Below are 17,259 nucleotides of genomic sequence, written 5' to 3'. Positions count from 1 at the left end.
TTGGCTGAGTCCATGGACACTGACGCCGTCAGAAAAGCTTTCCTGGATTGAACAGCCCATCCGGGTCGATGGCCTGCCTGATCCGTCGCATGCTTTGCAGTTCCGCGCCGCCGCGCCAGGTTTGCATCATGTCGGTCTTGAGACGTCCGATACCGTGTTCAGCGGAGAAGGAGCCGTCGAGGTCGCGCACGATTGCGGCGACAGTTTCCATGATGTCGTGCTCACGGGCGAGGAAGTCGTCGCGTGCCATCGCCTCGGGCTGGATCAGGTTGAAATGGATGTTGCCGTCGCCGAGATGGCCGAACGGCGCGATGCGTATGCCGGGGATCAGGGTGGCGCAGGCGTCGGAGGCGCGGGCGATCAGCGCCGGGACCTGACTGAGCGGGACTGAAACGTCGTTCTTGACGTTGCCGCCGGCGCGCTTCTGCGCTTCGGAATGTTCCTCGCGTAGCTTCCAGAGTGCCGCGCGTTGCGCGCCGCTTTCGGCGATCACGGCGTCCAGTGCGCAGCCATCCTCCAGGGCTTCGGCAAGTACCGATTCCAGCAGGGTGCGCAGGTTGGCGTTGTCGCGGGCGGTGGCGAGTTCGATCAGCACGTAATGCGGCGCGGCCCGTTCGAGCGGCAGGGTTGCACCTTCGATGTATTGCGTAACCAAGCCCATGCTGATGCCGGACATGTATTCGAAGGCCTGGATCGCCGACGGGTCCTGGCCGCGCATGCGGGTGAACAGGGTCAGCGCCGACTCGGGCGAGGGGACGGCGCAGAGGGCGACCTCGATCGTGCGCGGTTGTGGGGCCAGTTGCAGCACGGCGGCGGTGATGATGCCGAGCGTGCCTTCGGAGCCGACCAGCAAATGGCGCAACGAATAGCCGGTGTTGTCCTTGCGCAGCCGGCGCATGGCGGACAGTACGCTGCCGTCGGGGAGTACCGCCTCAATGCCGAGCACCAACTCGCGCGCGTTACCGTAGCGCACGGTGTTGTTGCCGCCGGCGTTGGTCGCCAGGATGCCGCCGATCTGGGCCGAGCCCTCGGCGCTGATCGACAGCGGCAGCAGGCACCCGGCGGCAGCCGCGGCCTCCTGGGCCGTCTTGAGGATGACGCCGGCCTCCACGGACAAGGTCATGTCGATGGGATCGATTGCGCGGACCCGGTTCATCCGGGCGAGCGAGAGGATGATTTCACTTGAGTCGTCGCGGACCGAAGCGCCGCCGACCATGCTGGTGTTGCCGCCTTGTGGCACCAGTTGTGCGCCGTGCTTTGCACAAAGCCGGACGGCATCGGCGACGGACGCGGTGTCGGCGGGACGGATCACCGCACGCGCACGACCGTGATACAGGCCGCGCCAGTCGTGGCAATAGGCGTCGGTGTCGGCATGCGCGGTCAGCACCCCGGCCTCGCCAAGCCTCTCCTTGAGGGCGCGCAGAAGGTCGGTCATGGAGACTGCATCAAGGGTGAGATGTCACGGGGTGGCGGGGGATCAAGGGCGTGGAACACAGAGGAGCCGGCAATCCCGATCAGGATGCCGCAGACCAGGCACAGCCCCATCAGCAGCGTCCGCTGACGGCCGTCGCGGCTGACCTGCAGCAGCGATTGCTGCGCCTCGGCGCGGGCCTGGCGGGTAAGGTTCAACTCGGCGCGCAGCGACTCGATGCGCGCGGTGGTGTGGCGCAGATCGAGGTCGAGGCGGTTGACGTCGGCGGTGAGCTGGGAAATGCGGGTCCGCGCGGCGGCGAGTTCAGGTCCCGCCGCGGTGGAGCGGGTGGCGCGGGGGCGCGGGGCGGCGCGCGTCGCCGGCGGGTTCGGGGCAATGGCGACGAACAGGTTCTTCAGCGCACCACCGGTGACGGCATTGCGTCGGGCCCGCGCGCGGATCGCCTCCAGTGCGCTGGCCGCCTGGCCGGGCTGGTCCTCCAGGACAAGGGCGAGGATGTCCGAGAGCGTCTTGAGCTCCTTCGGGTCGAGGCCCTGAGTCATTGTGTGGCGGCCGCGGCGCGGGCAAGCCGGTCGCGGATCGCAAGCCCCAGGCCGTGCGCGGGGATCGGCATTGCCGCGATCCCGGCCAAGCTCAGCGCGCTCGCCTGGGTGTCCAGCGCGCGCAGGCCCGCGAACAGCCGCTGCGCCGCCTCGGTGAGATCGCAGCTAGGCGAGAGATTCCAGATCGGTCCGGCATGGTCGGGCGCCGGCCCGAAGGCGAGCAGGGCTTCGTCGTCGTGGGCGGTGTCTGCGTCGAGGCGCACCGGCAGGCTTGGCGCGTAATGTGCCGCGAGCTGCCCCGGGCCGCGCGGGGGGTCGTGCGGGAGGGCAGCGAGGAGGGGCGGGGCGCCGTATTCGGCAAGCAGGGACGCGATCGCCTCCGTGGCGATGCCGCCGGGGCGCAGCAGGGTGGCACCATCGTCGTCGAGGGCGAGCACCGTGCTTTCCAGCCCGACGACGCAGGGCCCGCAATCGAGCACCGCGTCGATGCGGCCGCCGAGCCCATCGAGCACGTGGGCGGCCAGGGTTGGGCTAATCCGGCCGGAGCGGTTGGCGGAGGGTGCTGCGACCGGCCGGTCGGTCTCATGCAGCAGCCGGCGCGCGGCGTCCCCAGCCGGAACGCGAACCGCGAGCGTGTCGAGCCCGGCGGCGGCCCCCGGGCAGACCCTGCTGGCGGGCAGGCGTGGCAGCACCAGGGTCAGCGGGCCGGGCCAGAAGCGTGCGGCAAAGGCGCGCGCGAGGTCGCTCTCGCGCACCTCGCGAAAGGCGGCGTCGGCGTCGGCGAGGTGGATGATCAGCGGGTTATGGCGTGGCCGCTGCTTGGCCGCGAACACGGCGTTGACCGCCCGCGGGTCGGTGGCGTCGGCCCCCAGGCCGTAGACCGTCTCGGTGCCGAACGCGACCAGGGCGCCCGCGCGCAGCAGCGTCGCCGCCCGGGCGATGCCTTGGGTGTCGGCGTGTAGGCGCTGGGTCTCGACTGTCTGCATGGAACCCGTCCGCTTCTCCGACTCGGCGGTGGAGGTGCGGCCTTGTTAGCATCGCGGCAAGGCGCACCGCTATGACGTGACGCGAGCGAAGAGATGGCCGCGGCAGACGAAGTGCGGGTTCTCCCAGCCCGGCTTGCCGTAGGTGAGCGGGCTGCCGTCGAACAGGGTGACCGTGCCGCCGGCGGCTTCGACGACCGCCTGGGGTGCTGCGGTATCCCACTCCATGGTGCGTCCGAGGCGCGGATACAGGTCGGCCGCCCCCTCCGCCACCCGCACGAACTTGGCCGCCGAGCCGATATTGCCGAGGGTGGCGATGCGCTGCGCGCCGAGATAGGCGCGCAAGGCCGGGTCGCCTGCATAGTGGCGTGAGGCGAGCACGGTCAGTCCCTCGGCCGGGGCGGTGCGCACCGCTATCGGGCGGGTGCCGTCCGCGTCGGTTCGTGTCGCGCCAAAGCCGACGCGGCCGAGATAGAGTTGCCTAAAAGCGGGGAGTGCCACAGCGCCCAGCACCGCCCGGCCGCCGCGCACCAGGCCGATATTGACGGTAAAGTTGTCGCGTCCGGCGGCGAACTCGCGGGTCCCGTCGAGCGGGTCGACCAGCCAGAAGCATTCCCCGGGCGCCGTGGTCAGGCCCGCGGCGATCTCTTCCTCGGCGATCACCGGAATTGTCGTGTTGCCGCGTAGGCCCTCCAGGATGGCGGCCTCGGCGGCGTGGTCGGCCTCGGTGACCGGGCTGAGGTCGGACTTGGCCAGGGTTTCGAAGCCGCGTGCGCGGATCTCCAGGATGATGCCGGACGCGCGCTGCGCAAGGGCGCCGGCCAAGGCGAGCAGATCGGGGTCGTTCATCGCATCCTTGTTAGAGGTCAGATGCGGCTCTTGGCCAGCATCATGTGGACACCCTTGTTGCCGTCGACGGTCTGTGTGACGCGCAGATCGCCGGCCAACGAGCACAGCATGTAGGCTTGGTTGCGGGTGAGTGCGCTCCGCCGGCAGACATGCACCACCATCTCTCGCACCGCCTGTTTGGCGGCGTCGTCGAGATCCTCGTCGAGCCCGATCGAGATCAGGTGCGTCGCCGTCTCGGCGAACGGGAACGCCACCGGGAAATCGCGCCGCACGGTCAGCCGGAAGCGTCCGCTCAGCCCAGTCTCAAGTGCGGTGATGCAGACCTCGCCGTCGCCCTGCACCCCGTGTCCGTCGCCAGCCATGAACAGGGCGCCGTCGTTGAAGACCGGTAGATAGAGCGTGGTGCCGGGTTTCAGTTCCTTGTTGTCCATGTTGCCGCCGAAGGCGCGCGGCACCGGCGAGCCGCAGCGGCCCCATGCCTTGGGCGGCGCTACGCCCATGATGCCGAAGAACGGATCGAGCGGCAGCTCCGTGCCCCAGGGAAGCGTGCAGACGCCGCGATTGCGGTCGACGCGCGGATGGATCGTTTCATAGTCGGTGAACTCGTCCGGCAGCGTGCCGAGCAGCGGCATGATGGCGACGAACCCCCAATCCATGCGTGGCGTCGCCTCAAGGATATCGACCTGCAGGGTGTCGCCGGGTGCCGCGCCCCGCACATGGATGGGGCCGGTGATGAAGTGCGGTCCGGGGCCGGCCGGCAGGGCGGTGAGGGCGGCGAGATAATCGTCGGGGACCGCCAGGTCGGGCGGCAGCGTCTCGCGACCGCCGGCGGGAAAGGAGTGCAGCGTCACCGTGTCGCCGGAGTTTATCTGCAGCACCGGCGGCGTCGTCGCATCGAGATAGCCCAGCACCATGTTCTCGGGGGTCGCGGGGATTTCGTGATGGGCCATGGCGGGATCTCCTGTTCAGATCGAAAGCGAGCGGCGCAGGCGCTCCGGGTCGATGTCGGCGGCGGCGTTGTCCGAGACGACAGCGCCGCGGCTCAGCACGGCGATGCGGTCGGCGAGCGAGCGCGCGAAATCCACATACTGCTCGACCAGCAGGATCGTCATGCGCGTCTTCAGCGCGGCAATCACCGCCTCGATCGCCTGCACGATCGAGGGCTGGATGCCTTCGGTCGGCTCGTCGAGGATCAGCAGGCGCGGCTGCCCGACCAACGCCCGGCCAATCGCGAGCTGTTGCTGCTGGCCGCCGGAGAGGTCGCCGCCGCGGCGGTGCCACAGCGTGCGCAGTGCGGGGAACAGGGCGCAGACCTCGTCGGTGCCGCTGCTATCGCGGATGCCGTGCGCCTTGCGGCTGACCGCGAGGTTCTCGGCGGTGGTCAGGCCGGGGAAGATGTCGCGGCCCTGCGGCACGTAGCCGATGCCGCCCTGGGCGCGCCGGTAGGACGGCCAGCTTCTTATGTCCTCGCCGTCGAGCAGGATGCGGCCGCCGCTCGGGGCGAGCAGCCCGACCAGGCAGCGCAGCAGCGTCGTCTTGCCGGCGCCGTTGCGGCCCAGCAGGGCCAGGCATTCTCCGGATTGCAGGGCGAGCGAGACGCCGCGCAGACTCTGCGCACTGCCGTAATGATGGTCGAGCCGCTCGATCAGAAGATGCTCCGTCATCGTCCGAGATAGACCTCGATCACTTGGCGGTCGGCGCGCGCGGCCGCCATCGAGCCTTCGAACAAGGTGCGTCCCTCATGCAGCACCGTCACTCCGTCCGCGACTTGGGCGACGAAATCCATGTCGTGCTCGATGACGACGATGCTTCGGTCGGGGGCGCGTAGTCGACGCAGCAACGTGGCTGTCTGCGCGGTCTCCTCGTCGCTCATCCCGGCCACCGGCTCGTCGAGCAGCAGCAGCTTGGGCTCGCCGATCAGCACCATGCCGATCTCGAGCCATTGCTTCTGGCCATGCGACAGCGTGCCGGCCAGCCGGTCGCGCAGTGCCGCAAGCCCGACAGTTTCGAGCAAGCGCGCGACCGGCGCCGATCTGGCGGCGCGGCGCAGCGCCAGGTCGAGGTTCTCCGCGACGGTGAGCGCTTCGAACACGCTGGGCTTCTGGAACTTGCGGCCGATGCCGGCGCGGGCGCGGGCAACGTCGCTCAGGCGGGCGAGATCGATGGTGCCGTCGAGCAGCACCCGCCCGGAGCGTGGCCGTGACTTGCCGGTCAGCACGTCGAGCAGCGTGGTCTTGCCGGCGCCGTTCGGGCCGATGACGCCCTGGACATGGCCGTAGCTCGCGCGGAAGGTGAGGTCGCGCAGGGCGACGAAGCGGCCGAACGAGACGGTCAGGTCGAGCACGGCGACGGCGTCGGCCATCAGGCGGCACGCCCGAGCCGCGTCATCCACGCGCGGGACCGATTGCCGATGTCGAGCAGCCCGTTCGGCAACGCCATCACCACCAGCAGGATCAGCAGACCGAGCACGAACGGCCAGAGCAGCGGCGCCGAGGCGGACAGCCAGGCCTTGAGCAGGGTTACCAGGGTGGCACCCAGGATCGCGCCGCACAGGCCGCCGCGGCCGCCGATGGCGACCCAGACCGCGACCTCCAGCGATAGCGCCGGGTCGAGCAGCGCCGGATTGACGATGCCGACCTGCGGCACATAGAGGGCGCCTGCGACGGCGGCGAGCGAGGCCGACGCGCACCAGACCGCAAGCTTGAGCCAGAGCGTTTCGTAGCCGAGGAAGCGCAGCCGCGGCTCGTCGTCGCGCACCGCGGCCAGCAGCCTCCCCAGGCGCGAGCCGAGGACAAACCTGCCGGCCACGAGGCAGGCGAGCACTGCCAGGATCGAGGCGGTGGCCAGCGCCACGGTGGCGGTCGGGCCGCCGAGCGGCAGGCCCGCGAGGTCGTGAAAGCCGGTCATGCCGTTATTGCCGCCAAATCCGGTGTCGTTGCGGAACATCAGCAGCATCGCGGTGTAGGTCAGCGCCTGGGTGATGATCGAGAAATAGACGCCGTTGACCCGCGATCGAAACGACACGAAGCCGAACAGAAAGGCCGCCGCCGCCGGCACCAGCAGGATCGCGAAGACGGTGAGGGCGGCGCTGTCGGCGAACCCCCACCATGAGGGGAATCCGGCGGCACCCATATAGAGCAGGAAATCCGGCAGCACGTGGGTCGCGGCGTGGGCGGTGCGCAGCAGGTGCATCGCGCACAGATAGCCGCCCAGCGCGAAGAACAGCCCGTGCCCGAGGCTGAGGATGCCGGCTCCGCCCCAAAGCAGATCGACCGCCATCGCCAACAGCGCGAAGCACATCAACTGGCCGATCAGATTGACCGGATAGGTCGGCAGCGTGGCAGTCAAGGCGAGGGCCGGCAATGCCACCGCCAGGAGGCCGAGCACGAGCATAGTGAGAATGGCCGGAACGTCGAAGCGGCGGCTCACCGGCGCCCCCTGATCGCGACGAGGCCTTCGGGTCGCCACTGGATCAGCGCTACCACCAGCAGCAGCGAGACCACCTTGGCGGCAACGGCGCCGTAGAACGGCTCGATGCCGACATCGACCATCCCGATTCCGAGGGCGGCGAGCGCGGTGCCGGGCAGGCTGCCGATGCCGCCGAGCACCACCACCATGAAGCTGTCGATGATGAAGCCGGAGCCCATCGTTGGATTGACGTTGTAGGTCGGCGACAGCGCCAGTCCCGCAAGGCCCGCGAGACCCGCGCCAAGGCCGAAGGCGACGCGATCGATGCGCAAGGTGCGCACGCCGAGAGCGCCCGCCATCGCCCGGTTCTGCGTCACCGCGCGGATGAACAGCCCGAGATCGGTCAGATGCAGGACCGCAAGCGCCGCCGCGAAGGCGGCGACGGCGAAGCCGATGGCGAACAGATGGTTCCAGGTGATCAGGCAGTCGCCCACCAGGCGGGTGCCCCCCGAAAGCCAGGACGGCGTGTCGAAGCGCAGGTTCTGGGTGCCGAAACCGACCCGCACCAGATTGGCCAGCAGCAGGCTGATCGCCCAGGTCGCAAGCAGGGTCATCAGCGGGCGCTGGTAGAGATGGCGGATGACCGTGACCTCCATCGCCACGCCGACCAGCGCCGCCGCACCAAAGGCGACGGGGACGGCAAACAGCGGATAGAAGCCGAGCAGGCCGGGGGCGACGTGGCGCAGCGCCTCCTGGACGCAGAAGGTGGCATAGGCGCCGACGGTGATCAGCTCGCCTTGGGCGAGGTTGATCACGCCCATCAGGCCGAAGACGATCGACAGCCCGACCGCCGACAGGAACAGCACGCTGCCGGTGCTCAGCCCGTTATAGAGCAGCGACAGCACCGCTCCGCTGCGCACCCAGAAGTGCGCCTGCGCAAGCGCGCGGTCGATGGCGGCCGTGGTGCGCGGGTCGTGGGCGAAGTTCGGATCGGCGCGCAGCGCGCTCAGGCGGGCTACGTCACGTGATGTTGCGCGCGCGCCGAGGGCCGCGATCGCCGCCAGGCGCCGGCTCTGGTCGGGGGAAAACAGGCCCGTCTCGACGATCAGGGCGCGCAGCGCGGCGCGCACGGCGGGGTCGTGTGTACGGTGCAGTGCGGCTTGGAGTAGCCCGGACGGGAGCTGGTCCTGGAAATGCGACAGGGTTGCCACCGCGGCCAGTCGGTCGTCCTGCGACGCGGCGACGAACAGGGTCAGTGCTGCGATGGTCTCGGACAGCAGCCGCCGCGCCCGCAGGCTGGGCAGCGGTGCGGGGAGCCCAGGCGGGATCCGGGCCGGGGCGAGCGACGCGGCATCGACCCCGCCCGCCGGGAGATCGAGGAATTTGCCCGTCCCGCCGCACCGCACCGCGCGGTCGGAGAATGCATGCGCGAGCTGCATCGACCATGCGGCGTCGGCCGGGCTCGCGGTCGGCGCCGAATCGAGCAGGCGGTGCAAGGCGGTGACCGCTTCCTGGCTGCCGCTGCACAGCAGGCCGACCGTGCCGCCACGATCGAGCGGTGCGGCCTCGGCGCTCCCTGAGACGGCAAGGACCGCCGCCAGGGCTGCGAGCGACCCCCAAATGAGCCGCATTAGCTATAGGGACTGAACGGCACCGGCTTTGGCGTATTCTTCGACTGCCACAGTACGTCGAAACCCTGTTTGTCGTTGACGGAACCGATGAAGACGCCGCGGCTGACATAGTTGTTCGCCGCCGTCATCGTCAGCGTGTAGCCGGACGGCCCGTCGAAGCTGAGCCCGGCGAAGGCCTTGCGCACGGCGGGCACGTCGAAGCTGCCTGCCTTTTTCGCAGCTTCTGCCCAGATATGAACACCGTCATAGGTCGAGGCCATCGGATCGATGACCGTTTTAGGGCTGTAGGGTGCGCCGGATTTCTTCACGTAGGCGGCCCAGTCGGCGAGGAACGCCTGATTGCGCGGCCCCGGCGCGTTCTGCAGATAGGCCCAGCAGTTCAGCGTGCCGACCAGCCCCTCGGTGTTGAGGCCTTCGAGGTCGGCTTCCACCATGTCCAGCCCGAGCACCGGCATCTCGGTCGGCTTGATCTTCTGGTTGGTGTATTCGCGCAGGAAGTCGGGGATCGAGCTGCCGACGACGGTGAGCACCACGATCGGTTGGCCGCCGCCCTCGCTCTCGAACCTGCGTATGGCGTTGACCAGGGTCTGGAAGTTGCTGAACCCGAACGGCACGTAGTGCTCCTGCCAGGCGGCGGGGGTGATCCCCTTGGTCTTCCAGTAGCCCTTGAGGATCTTGTTGATGGTGCGCGGCCAGACATAGTCGGTGCCGAGCATGAAGAAGCGCTTGGCGCCGACGCCGTCGGGACCCATCAGGTAGTCCACCGCCGGCAGCACCGAGCTCGCCGGCGGTGAGTTCAGATAGACGACGTTCTTCGAGTTCTCCTCGCCCTCGAAATGCAGCGGGTAGAATAGCAGGCCGTCATTCTGCTCGACGACGGGCAGCACAGACTTGCGCGACACAGAGGTCCAGCAGCCGAACAGGGCGGCGACCTTCTGCTCCTGGAGGAGCTGGCGCCCGATTTGGGCGTAGGCCGGCCAGTCCGAGGCGGGATTGGTGGTGATCACCTCGACGGTGCGTCCGAGCACCCCACCCTTGGCGTTGAGTTCGTCGGCGGCCATGTGCGCCACGTAGTTGAGGCGCCCCTCGAGATTGGCCATGGTGCCGGACGACGAGAACAGGCAGCCGAGCTTGACGGTGCCGGCCGCGCGGGCCGGACGGATGATCGCCGGCAGCGCCAGCGAGGAGGCGGCGGCGGCCAGTGCCGTGCGGCGGGTCACCAGCGATTGATTTGGCATGATGGTCAAGGACACCTCGTCATCGGGTTCAGCGGCAGACGCGTTGCAGGCATGCGTCACGCAAAGTTCGTGCCAGCCGATATGGGAGAGCCAAGCATGACGACGATCGCGCAATTCCGTGCCAGCCTCGTCGACCCGTCACCGCCGGCGGCGCTGGATCTCGCGCTGCAGGCGCTCTGGTGGGAGGCCAAGGGCGATTGGGAGCGCGCGCACGACTGTGTCCAGCAGCAGGAGGGTACGGCGCGCGGCGATTGGATGCATGCGCATCTGCACCGGGTCGAGGGCGACGGCGGCAACGCCAGCTATTGGTATCGGCGGGCCGGTCAGGCGGTGCCGACCGTCTCGGTCGAGGACGAGTGGCGCATCATGACCGCGCGGCTGCTGGCCTCTTGTCCATCCGGCTGAAGTCCGCTCAGACTCGCAAACCCGGGGCGTATCCCGAAACCGACAAAAGGCTGACGGCATGTTGGACATCGAATTCGCCCAAGCTCGCCTCGACGATGTGCAAGAGGCGAGTGCCCTGGCACTTCTCGGCACGGAGGACGGGGCCCGTTCGGCGCTGTTCGAGGCGGTCGACCGCGCCACTGAGGGCGGCCTTACGCGGGCCGTGCAGGCGGCCGCGTTCAGCTTCGCCCGCGGCAAGAGCCTGGTGCTGCCAGGGCCGGGCGGCGGTTTTTCGCGGGTGGTGCTGATCGGGCTCGGCAAGTCGGCCGATGTCGATGCAAATGTGGCGCAAGCGGCGGGCAGTGCGGCGGTGGCGGCGCTGAAGCGGGAGGCACGCGGCGTGCTGGGGGCCGATGCCCTGTCGGCGGCGCTTGCGGCGGAGGCCGCCTTCGGTGCCGTGCTCGGCGCCTATCGCTTTGACCGCTATCGCACACGTGAGAAGCCAGAGGACAAGCCGCTGCTTGCCGCCCTGAGGGTGCTTGCGGACGAGCCCGATGTTGCGCGCGATGCCTGGCCAGCACTTGCGGCCGTGGCGCACGGCGTGTTCGTCGCCCGCGACCTGGTCAGCGAGCCGGCCAATGTGCTGACCCCGCCGGTGTTCGCCGACCGCATCGAGGCGCTAAGCAGCCTTGGGCTCGACATCGAGGTGCTGGGGCCGGCGGCGATGACCGAACTCGGCTTCGGCGCGCTGATGGGGGTGGCGCAGGGCTCCGACGCCGAGCCGCGCACGGTGATCATGCGCTGGAACGGCGGGCAAGCGGACGAAGCACCCGTCGCCTTCATCGGCAAGGGGGTGACGTTTGATTCCGGCGGCATCTCGATCAAGCCGGCCGGCGGCATGGAAGACATGAAGTGGGACATGGCCGGCGCCGGAGCGGTCACCGGTTTGATGGCGGCCCTCGCGGGGCGGCGGGCCCGGGTCAATGCGGTGGGCATTGTCGGGCTGGTCGAGAACATGCTGTCGGGACGGGCGCAGCGGCCTGGTGACGTGGTGACCAGTTGCTCGGGACAGACCATCGAGGTGATCAACACCGACGCCGAAGGCCGCCTGGTGCTGGCCGATGTGCTTTGGTACGCGCAGGAGCGGTTCGCGCCGCGCTGCATGATCGATCTGGCGACCCTGACCGGCGCCATCGTCGTGGCCTTGGGTCACGAGCATGCCGGGCTGTTCAGCAACGATGACGGGCTGGCCGGCGACCTGCTGGCGGCTGGCCTCGCGTCGGGCGAGGCGGTCTGGCGGATGCCGCTGGGCGAGAGCTACGATAAGCTGCTGCGCTCGGACATCGCAGACATGAAGAATATCGGCGGCCGTCCGGGCGGCTCGATCACTGCCGCGCAATTCCTGCAACGCTTCGTGGGCAAGGTGCCTTGGGCGCATCTCGACATCGCCGCCGTCGCCTGGGCCGCCAAGGACAAGCCGACGGTGCCGAAGGGCGCCACCGCGTTCGGCGTGCGGTTGCTCGACCGCCTGGTGGCCGACTGCCACGAAGGCTGATGGCGGCGATCGGCTTTTATCATCTGACCCGCACCACGGCCGAGCAGGCCCTGCCGCGTCTGCTCGGGCGTACCCTCGATCTCGGCGAACGGGCACTGGTGCTGGTGCGCGGCGCCGACCGTGTGGCTGCGATCGACGAAGCACTGTGGCAGGTGCTGACGCCGGTCTGGCTGCCGCACGGCACCGTACAGGCTGCCCATGCGGCGCTGCAGCCGATCCTGATCGCCCAGGAAGGCGGGGCCGTGAACAAGGCGCGCTTCCTGTTCCTGCTCGACGGCGTGCAGGCGGCGTCACTCGATCCTTTTGCCCGGGTTTTCGACCTGTTCGACGGCGGCGACGCGGCGGCAATGGAGGCGGCGCGCGGGCGCTGGACGCAATGCAAGGAGCAGGGGCACACGCTGGCCTATTGGCGACAGGAGGCGCGCGGCTGGGTTGAGGCAACCCGTGGCGCTGCCGCCGGTTGAGTTCGTGGAGCAGGAGAAGCCGATGCAGGACGAAGGCAAGCCGGAGCCGCTCGATGAGCAGACTCCGCCAAGCCATCCCGAAACCAACCGCCCCGGCATGACCAACGGGGTGCCCGACGAGGCGCATGAGGGCGAGTCCATGGGACTGCCGCATGACGATCGCACGGATGTTGAGAAGGCGGCGGGGGAGAAGAAGGATCGCGCGCCGTGAGCGTGCGTACTGTTCGCTTGCATAACGGCTCCAGGGTGCCGGCGCTTGGGCAGGGAACGTGGCGAATCGGTTCGGACCGCGCCGCGCGCGCGGCGGAAATCGCGGCTTTGCGTCTGGGCCTCGACCTGGGGATGACCCTGATCGACACCGCCGAGATGTATGGTGACGGCGCCGCCGAAGAGCTTGTCGGCGAGGCGATCGCGGGGCGGCGCGAGGGCGTGTTCCTGGTCAGCAAGGTGCTGCCGTCCAACGCCGGCAAGGCGGCCGTGCAACGAGCCTGCCGCGCCAGTCTGAAGCGCCTGAATGTCGAGCGGATCGACCTCTATCTGCTGCATTGGCGCGGCAGCATCGCACTTGGCGAGACCATCGACGGCTTCGAGGCGCTGCGACGAGACGGCCTGATCGGCGATTGGGGTGTTTCGAACTTCGACGTGAGCGACATGCAGGATCTGGTGGGCCTGGCGCGGCCGAATGGGTGTCTGACCAACCAGGTGCTCTACAACCTGGAGTATCGCGGCATCGAGTTCGACCTGCTGCGCTACGGAGTCGAGCAGGGCATCCCGATAATGGCCTACTCGCCGGTGGGACAGGGTGGCGCGCTGCTGGACCATCCGGCCCTGGTCCGGCTCGCTGCCAAGCATGAATGCACCCCCGCTTGCGTGGCTCTCGCCTGGACCTTGCGGCACGACACGATCATCAGCATCCCGAAGTCGGCGAATGTGGCGCACGTGCGCGAGAATGCGGCGGCCTTGTCATTGACCCTGGACGCGGAGGATCTCGCCGCAATCGATCAGGCCTTCCCGCCGCCCAGAGGCAAGACACCGCTGGCCTTGCTGTAGGTCCAACCCCGTCTTTGCGCATCCTGTTCATCACCGCGACCCGGCTCGGCGATGCCGTGCTCTCCACCGGCCTGCTCGACCATCTGCTGCGTACTTACCCTGGGGCGCGCGTCACGGTGGCATGCGGGCCGGTCGCGGCCGGGCTGTTCGACCGGATGCCGGGACGCGAGCGCACCGTGATCGTCGAGAAGCAGGCATATGATCTGCACTGGCTGGCACTCTGGCGGCGCTGCGTCGGCACGCGCTGGGATCTGGCCATCGACCTGCGCGGCTCGGCCACCACCTGGCTGTTGACGACGCGTAAGCGGGCGGTGATGCGCGGCGGTCGCCGGCCGGGACACCGCACCAGCCACCTTGCCCAGGTGCTCGGGCTCGATCCGCCGCCGCTGCCGGTGGTCTGGACGGCGCCCGAGGATCGCGCGCGCGCGGAGATGCTGTTGCCCGGGCCGGCCGCTTATATCGGCTTGGGGCCGACCGCGAACTGGTCCGGCAAGGTCTGGCCGGCGGCGAATTTTGTCGCTCTGTACGAGGGGCTGGCCGCGCAAATCCCCGGAGGCCGGCCGGTGGTTTTCGCCGGATCTGGTGCGGCGGAGCGGGCGATGGCGGCCGGAGTTCTGGCCGTGCTTCCGAATGCCATCGATCTGTGCGGCGCCTTGTCGCTGCCGGAGGCGGCGGCGTGTCTGGCGCGCTGCGGCCTGTTCGTCGGCAATGATTCCGGACTGATGCACCTGGCCGCCGCCGCCGGGACGCCGACGCTCGGGCTGTTCGGTCCCAGCCGCGCCGATGAATACGCCCCCGTTGGACGCTGCACCGGCTTCGTTGTCAGCCCCGGGCTGCCCGGTGCGGCGCCGATCGCTAGGCTCGCGGTCGCACCCGCGCTGGATGCCGCCTTGTCGCTGCTGCGCCGGGCGGGCACGTTGGCCGCATGAGGATCGCCCATATCATGGCCGGCGCCGAGATGGGCGGTGCGGAGCTGTTCTACGAGCGGCTGTGCGTGGCGCAAGCCCGCAGCGGCGAGACGATCCTGGCCGCCATGCGACGCAATCCGCGGCGGGCCGAGCGGCTGCGCGCCGGCGGACTTGAGGCGCTGCAACTGCGCTTCGGTGGTGGGCTTGACCTGCTGACCAGGCCGCGTCTGCGGCGGGCGCTTTCGGCGTTTGCGCCTCACGTCGCAGTGGCCTGGATGAGCCGGGCGGCGCGCGCGGCACCGCGCGGCGACTGGGTGCTCACCGGCCGGCTTGGCGGCTTCTACGACCTCGCCAACTACCGACGTTGCGACCATCTCATCGGCAATACACGCGGCATCGTCGAGTGGGTGCGCGCCCAGGGCTGGCCGGCGGCGCGGGTCCACCTTCTGCCGAACTTCTCCAACGATCACGGCACGGTGGCGCGCACCCGGCCGGACTGGCTGGCGCCGGGCGCACGGCTGGTGCTCGCCCTCGGCCGGCTGCATCGCAACAAGGCCTTCGACGTGCTGATCGAGGCGGTGGCCCTGGTGCCCAGGGCGACGCTGCTGATCGCGGGCGAGGGCCCGGAGCGCGCCGCCCTGGAGGTCCTGGCGCGTAAGCTGGGTGTGGCGGATCGGGTGCGCATGCCGGGCTGGAGCGACGACAGCGGCGCCCTGCTCGCGTCCGCCGACCTGCTGGTCTGCCCGTCGCGGCACGAGCCGCTCGGCAATGTGGTGATCGAGGCGTTCTCCGCCCGGCTGCCGGTGGTGGCAAGTGCGGCCCAGGGTCCGGTCGAGCTGATCACCAGCGGCGTCGACGGCATCCTGGTGCCGCTGGAAGACCCGCGGGCGCTGGCGGCGGGGATCGGCGCCGTGCTCGACGATCCCGCACACGCCGCCCGGCTGGCTGCCGCCGGACGCGCGCGCTTTGAAGCCGACTTCGCCGTCGCACCGGTGCTGGCGCGCTGGCACGCATTCCTCGCCGACGCGGAGAAGGCCTGATGTGCGGGATCGCGGGGATTGCGTTCGCACCGGATGCGGCTCGCGCCGACCCCGCGGTGCTGTCGGCGCTGGCGGCAGCACTCGCGCATCGTGGCCCCGACGGCGTCGGGCACACCCTGGTCGGCAGGGTGGCGCTGGTGCATACGCGGCTGGCGATCATCGACATCGCCGGTGGTGACCAGCCGCTGTTCGCGGGTGCGGCGGCGCTGATCGCCAATGGCGAGATCTATAATGACCTGGCGCTGCGCGCGGGCCTGCCGGAGGTGCATTTCGCCTCCGGCAGCGACTGCGAACCGCCGCTGCATCTGTGGCTGCGCGACGGCCCCGGTTACGCAGCACGGTTGCGCGGGATGTATGCGATCGCGATCCACGAACGCGGCACCCAGAACCTCACATTGTCTCGCGACCGCTTCGGCATCAAGCCGCTCTATATCGCCGAGCTGCCGCACGGGCTGGCCTTCGCCTCGGAGCCGCAGGCGCTGCATGCGGCCGGCCTGGTGCGTCGCGGACTGCGGACCCAGGCGCGCGACGAGCTGCTGCAACTGCAGTTCACCACCGGACGCGAGACGATCTTTCCAGGCATCGCCCGCGTCCTGCCCGGCGAGACCGTGCGGATTGCCGGCGGCCGGATTATCGACCGACAGCGGATTGCGTCGATGCCGGCGGGGCCGATCGAGCAGATCGACGAGGCCGCCGCCCTGGAACGGCTGGATGCCGCCCTTGCCGAGAGCGTGGCGCTGCATTGTCGCAGCGATGTGCCGTATGGGCTGTTCCTGTCCGGCGGTATCGATAGTGCGACCGTGCTGCATCTGATGACGCGGGTCGCGAGCGAGCCTGTGCGCGCCTTCACCGCTGCGTTTAATGCGCCGGGTGCCGCCGACGAAAGCGAGCAGGCGACGGTGCTGGCGCGGGCGACGGGAGCCAGGCACGAGCTGTTGCGGATCAATGCCGCCATGGTCTGGCGGCATCTGCCCGAGATCGTCGCCTGCCTGGACGATCCGGTCGCCGACTACGCGGTGATCCCGACCTGGCTGCTGGCGCGCCGGGCCAAGCAGGACGTGACGGTGATCCTCAGCGGCGAGGGCGGCGACGAGCTGTTCGCCGGTTATGGCCGCTACCGCCACGCCATGCGCCCCTGGTGGCGCGGCGGCCGCCCGATGCGCAGGCGCGGAGCCTTTGACGGGCTGGGCGTCCTGCGGGTGCCGCCGAGCGGCTGGCGGCAGGGGATCGCGGCAACCGAGCTGCGCACGCGGGGCGATGCCGGCGGCTCGCGCCTGCTGGCGGCGCAGCACTCAGACATCTGCGAGTGGCTGCCCAACGATTTGCTGCTCAAGCTGGATCGCTGCCTGATGGCGCACGGCATCGAGGGGCGCACGCCGCTGCTCGACCCCGGCGTCGCCGCCGCCTCGCTGTTGCTGCCGGACGGACTCAAGGTGCGCGGCCGTATCGGCAAGTGGCTGCTGCGTCGCTGGCTGGAGACGCGCCTGCCCGAAGCGCGGCCGTTCGCGCCCAAGCAGGGGTTTACGGTGCCGATCGGTACCTGGATCGCCGAGGCGGGCTCGCGGCTGGCGCCGCTGGTGGCGAGGCAGCCGGCAATCGACGAGATCGCCCCCGCCGACGCCGTGACCCGCTTGTTCCGCCACGCCGGCGGCAGGCGGGAGCAGCATGCCGCCTGGACCCTGTTGTTCTATGCGCTCTGGCATCGCACGCATGTCCAGGGGCTGGCGCCGCAGGGCGACGTGTTCGAAACGCTGGCTGCCTGAGGCACAGGGCGC

The 17,259-nt window shown here is 69.6% G+C and carries 18 protein-coding genes; 8 read left to right on the top strand and 10 right to left on the bottom strand.

Annotation, left to right across the window (positions count from 1 at the left end):
* Nucleotides 1–28: 28 nt before the first annotated feature.
* The 10 genes from ACQY4K_RS02375 to ACQY4K_RS02330 form a co-directional block, all read right to left on the bottom strand.
* Entirely contained in the window at nt 29–1,435 is a 1,407-nt protein-coding gene (locus ACQY4K_RS02375) for an FAD-binding oxidoreductase (protein ID WP_428393100.1), read from the bottom strand.
* The gene (locus ACQY4K_RS02370) at nt 1,432–1,974 is read right to left on the bottom strand and encodes a hypothetical protein (RefSeq protein ID WP_428393098.1); all 543 of its coding nucleotides are present in this window, start codon (nt 1,972–1,974) and stop codon (nt 1,432–1,434) included. The genes ACQY4K_RS02375 and ACQY4K_RS02370 overlap by 4 nt, the downstream gene beginning before the upstream one ends.
* Nucleotides 1,971–2,960 carry an L-threonylcarbamoyladenylate synthase gene (locus tag ACQY4K_RS02365; RefSeq protein ID WP_428393096.1) on the bottom strand — a complete coding sequence of 330 codons (990 nt, stop codon included), beginning with the start codon at nt 2,958–2,960 and terminating at the stop codon, nt 1,971–1,973. Before ACQY4K_RS02365 ends, ACQY4K_RS02370 begins: the two co-directional genes overlap by 4 nt.
* 69 nt (nt 2,961–3,029) lie before the next feature.
* Entirely contained in the window at nt 3,030–3,806 is a 777-nt protein-coding gene (locus tag ACQY4K_RS02360) for a 3'(2'),5'-bisphosphate nucleotidase CysQ family protein (RefSeq protein WP_428393094.1), read from the bottom strand.
* Nucleotides 3,807–3,823: 17 nt separating this feature from the next.
* Complete coding sequence (locus ACQY4K_RS02355) at nt 3,824–4,756, bottom strand: acetamidase/formamidase family protein (RefSeq protein WP_428393092.1); 933 nt, start codon at nt 4,754–4,756, stop codon at nt 3,824–3,826.
* Nucleotides 4,757–4,771: 15 nt separating this feature from the next.
* Nucleotides 4,772–5,470, bottom strand: a complete 699-nt coding sequence (urtE, locus tag ACQY4K_RS02350) for an urea ABC transporter ATP-binding subunit UrtE (RefSeq protein ID WP_428393090.1) — start codon at nt 5,468–5,470, stop codon at nt 4,772–4,774.
* Nucleotides 5,467–6,168, bottom strand: coding sequence for an ABC transporter ATP-binding protein (locus tag ACQY4K_RS02345; RefSeq protein WP_428393088.1), 702 nt, complete (start codon nt 6,166–6,168; stop codon nt 5,467–5,469). The genes urtE and ACQY4K_RS02345 overlap by 4 nt, the downstream gene beginning before the upstream one ends.
* The gene (gene urtC, locus ACQY4K_RS02340) at nt 6,168–7,235 is read right to left on the bottom strand and encodes an urea ABC transporter permease subunit UrtC (RefSeq protein WP_428393086.1); all 1,068 of its coding nucleotides are present in this window, start codon (nt 7,233–7,235) and stop codon (nt 6,168–6,170) included. The genes ACQY4K_RS02345 and urtC overlap by 1 nt, the downstream gene beginning before the upstream one ends.
* Nucleotides 7,232–8,845 (bottom strand): urea ABC transporter permease subunit UrtB, encoded by a 1,614-nt coding sequence (gene urtB, locus ACQY4K_RS02335; RefSeq protein ID WP_428393084.1) that lies wholly within the window; start codon nt 8,843–8,845, stop codon nt 7,232–7,234. Before urtB ends, urtC begins: the two co-directional genes overlap by 4 nt.
* Entirely contained in the window at nt 8,845–10,083 is a 1,239-nt protein-coding gene (locus ACQY4K_RS02330; RefSeq protein WP_428395913.1) for a transporter substrate-binding protein, read from the bottom strand. Before ACQY4K_RS02330 ends, urtB begins: the two co-directional genes overlap by 1 nt.
* 96 nt (nt 10,084–10,179) lie before the next feature.
* Here ACQY4K_RS02330 and ACQY4K_RS02325 point away from each other — a divergent pair, with 96 nt between their 5' ends.
* The 8 genes from ACQY4K_RS02325 to asnB are packed head-to-tail and all read left to right on the top strand — an operon-like array spanning nt 10,180 to nt 17,247.
* Entirely contained in the window at nt 10,180–10,488 is a 309-nt protein-coding gene (locus ACQY4K_RS02325; RefSeq protein WP_428393082.1) for a hypothetical protein, read from the top strand.
* A 58-nt stretch (nt 10,489–10,546) separates the two neighbouring features.
* On the top strand, nt 10,547–12,022 hold the full coding sequence (locus ACQY4K_RS02320) for a leucyl aminopeptidase (protein ID WP_428393080.1): 1,476 nt from the start codon (nt 10,547–10,549) through the stop codon (nt 12,020–12,022).
* The gene (locus tag ACQY4K_RS02315; protein WP_428393078.1) at nt 12,022–12,486 is read left to right on the top strand and encodes a DNA polymerase III subunit chi; all 465 of its coding nucleotides are present in this window, start codon (nt 12,022–12,024) and stop codon (nt 12,484–12,486) included. Before ACQY4K_RS02320 ends, ACQY4K_RS02315 begins: the two co-directional genes overlap by 1 nt.
* Nucleotides 12,467–12,697: a hypothetical protein gene (locus ACQY4K_RS02310; RefSeq protein WP_428393076.1), complete on the top strand. Its 231-nt coding sequence runs from the start codon at nt 12,467–12,469 to the stop codon at nt 12,695–12,697. The genes ACQY4K_RS02315 and ACQY4K_RS02310 overlap by 20 nt, the downstream gene beginning before the upstream one ends.
* A 2-nt stretch (nt 12,698–12,699) precedes the next feature.
* Nucleotides 12,700–13,536 (top strand): aldo/keto reductase, encoded by an 837-nt coding sequence (locus tag ACQY4K_RS02305; RefSeq protein WP_428395911.1) that lies wholly within the window; start codon nt 12,700–12,702, stop codon nt 13,534–13,536.
* 14 nt (nt 13,537–13,550) lie between these two features.
* On the top strand, nt 13,551–14,465 hold the full coding sequence (locus tag ACQY4K_RS02300) for a glycosyltransferase family 9 protein (protein WP_428393074.1): 915 nt from the start codon (nt 13,551–13,553) through the stop codon (nt 14,463–14,465).
* The gene (locus tag ACQY4K_RS02295; protein ID WP_428393073.1) at nt 14,462–15,484 is read left to right on the top strand and encodes a glycosyltransferase; all 1,023 of its coding nucleotides are present in this window, start codon (nt 14,462–14,464) and stop codon (nt 15,482–15,484) included. The genes ACQY4K_RS02300 and ACQY4K_RS02295 overlap by 4 nt, the downstream gene beginning before the upstream one ends.
* Nucleotides 15,484–17,247: an asparagine synthase (glutamine-hydrolyzing) gene (asnB, locus tag ACQY4K_RS02290; RefSeq protein ID WP_428393071.1), complete on the top strand. Its 1,764-nt coding sequence runs from the start codon at nt 15,484–15,486 to the stop codon at nt 17,245–17,247. The genes ACQY4K_RS02295 and asnB overlap by 1 nt, the downstream gene beginning before the upstream one ends.
* The last annotated feature ends 12 nt before the right edge of the window (nt 17,248–17,259 follow it).

This window comes from Lichenicoccus sp., assembly GCF_965276875.1.
Taxonomy (GTDB): Bacteria; Pseudomonadota; Alphaproteobacteria; order Acetobacterales; family Acetobacteraceae; genus Lichenicoccus.
This window is presented reverse-complemented; position numbering and strand designations above follow the sequence as displayed.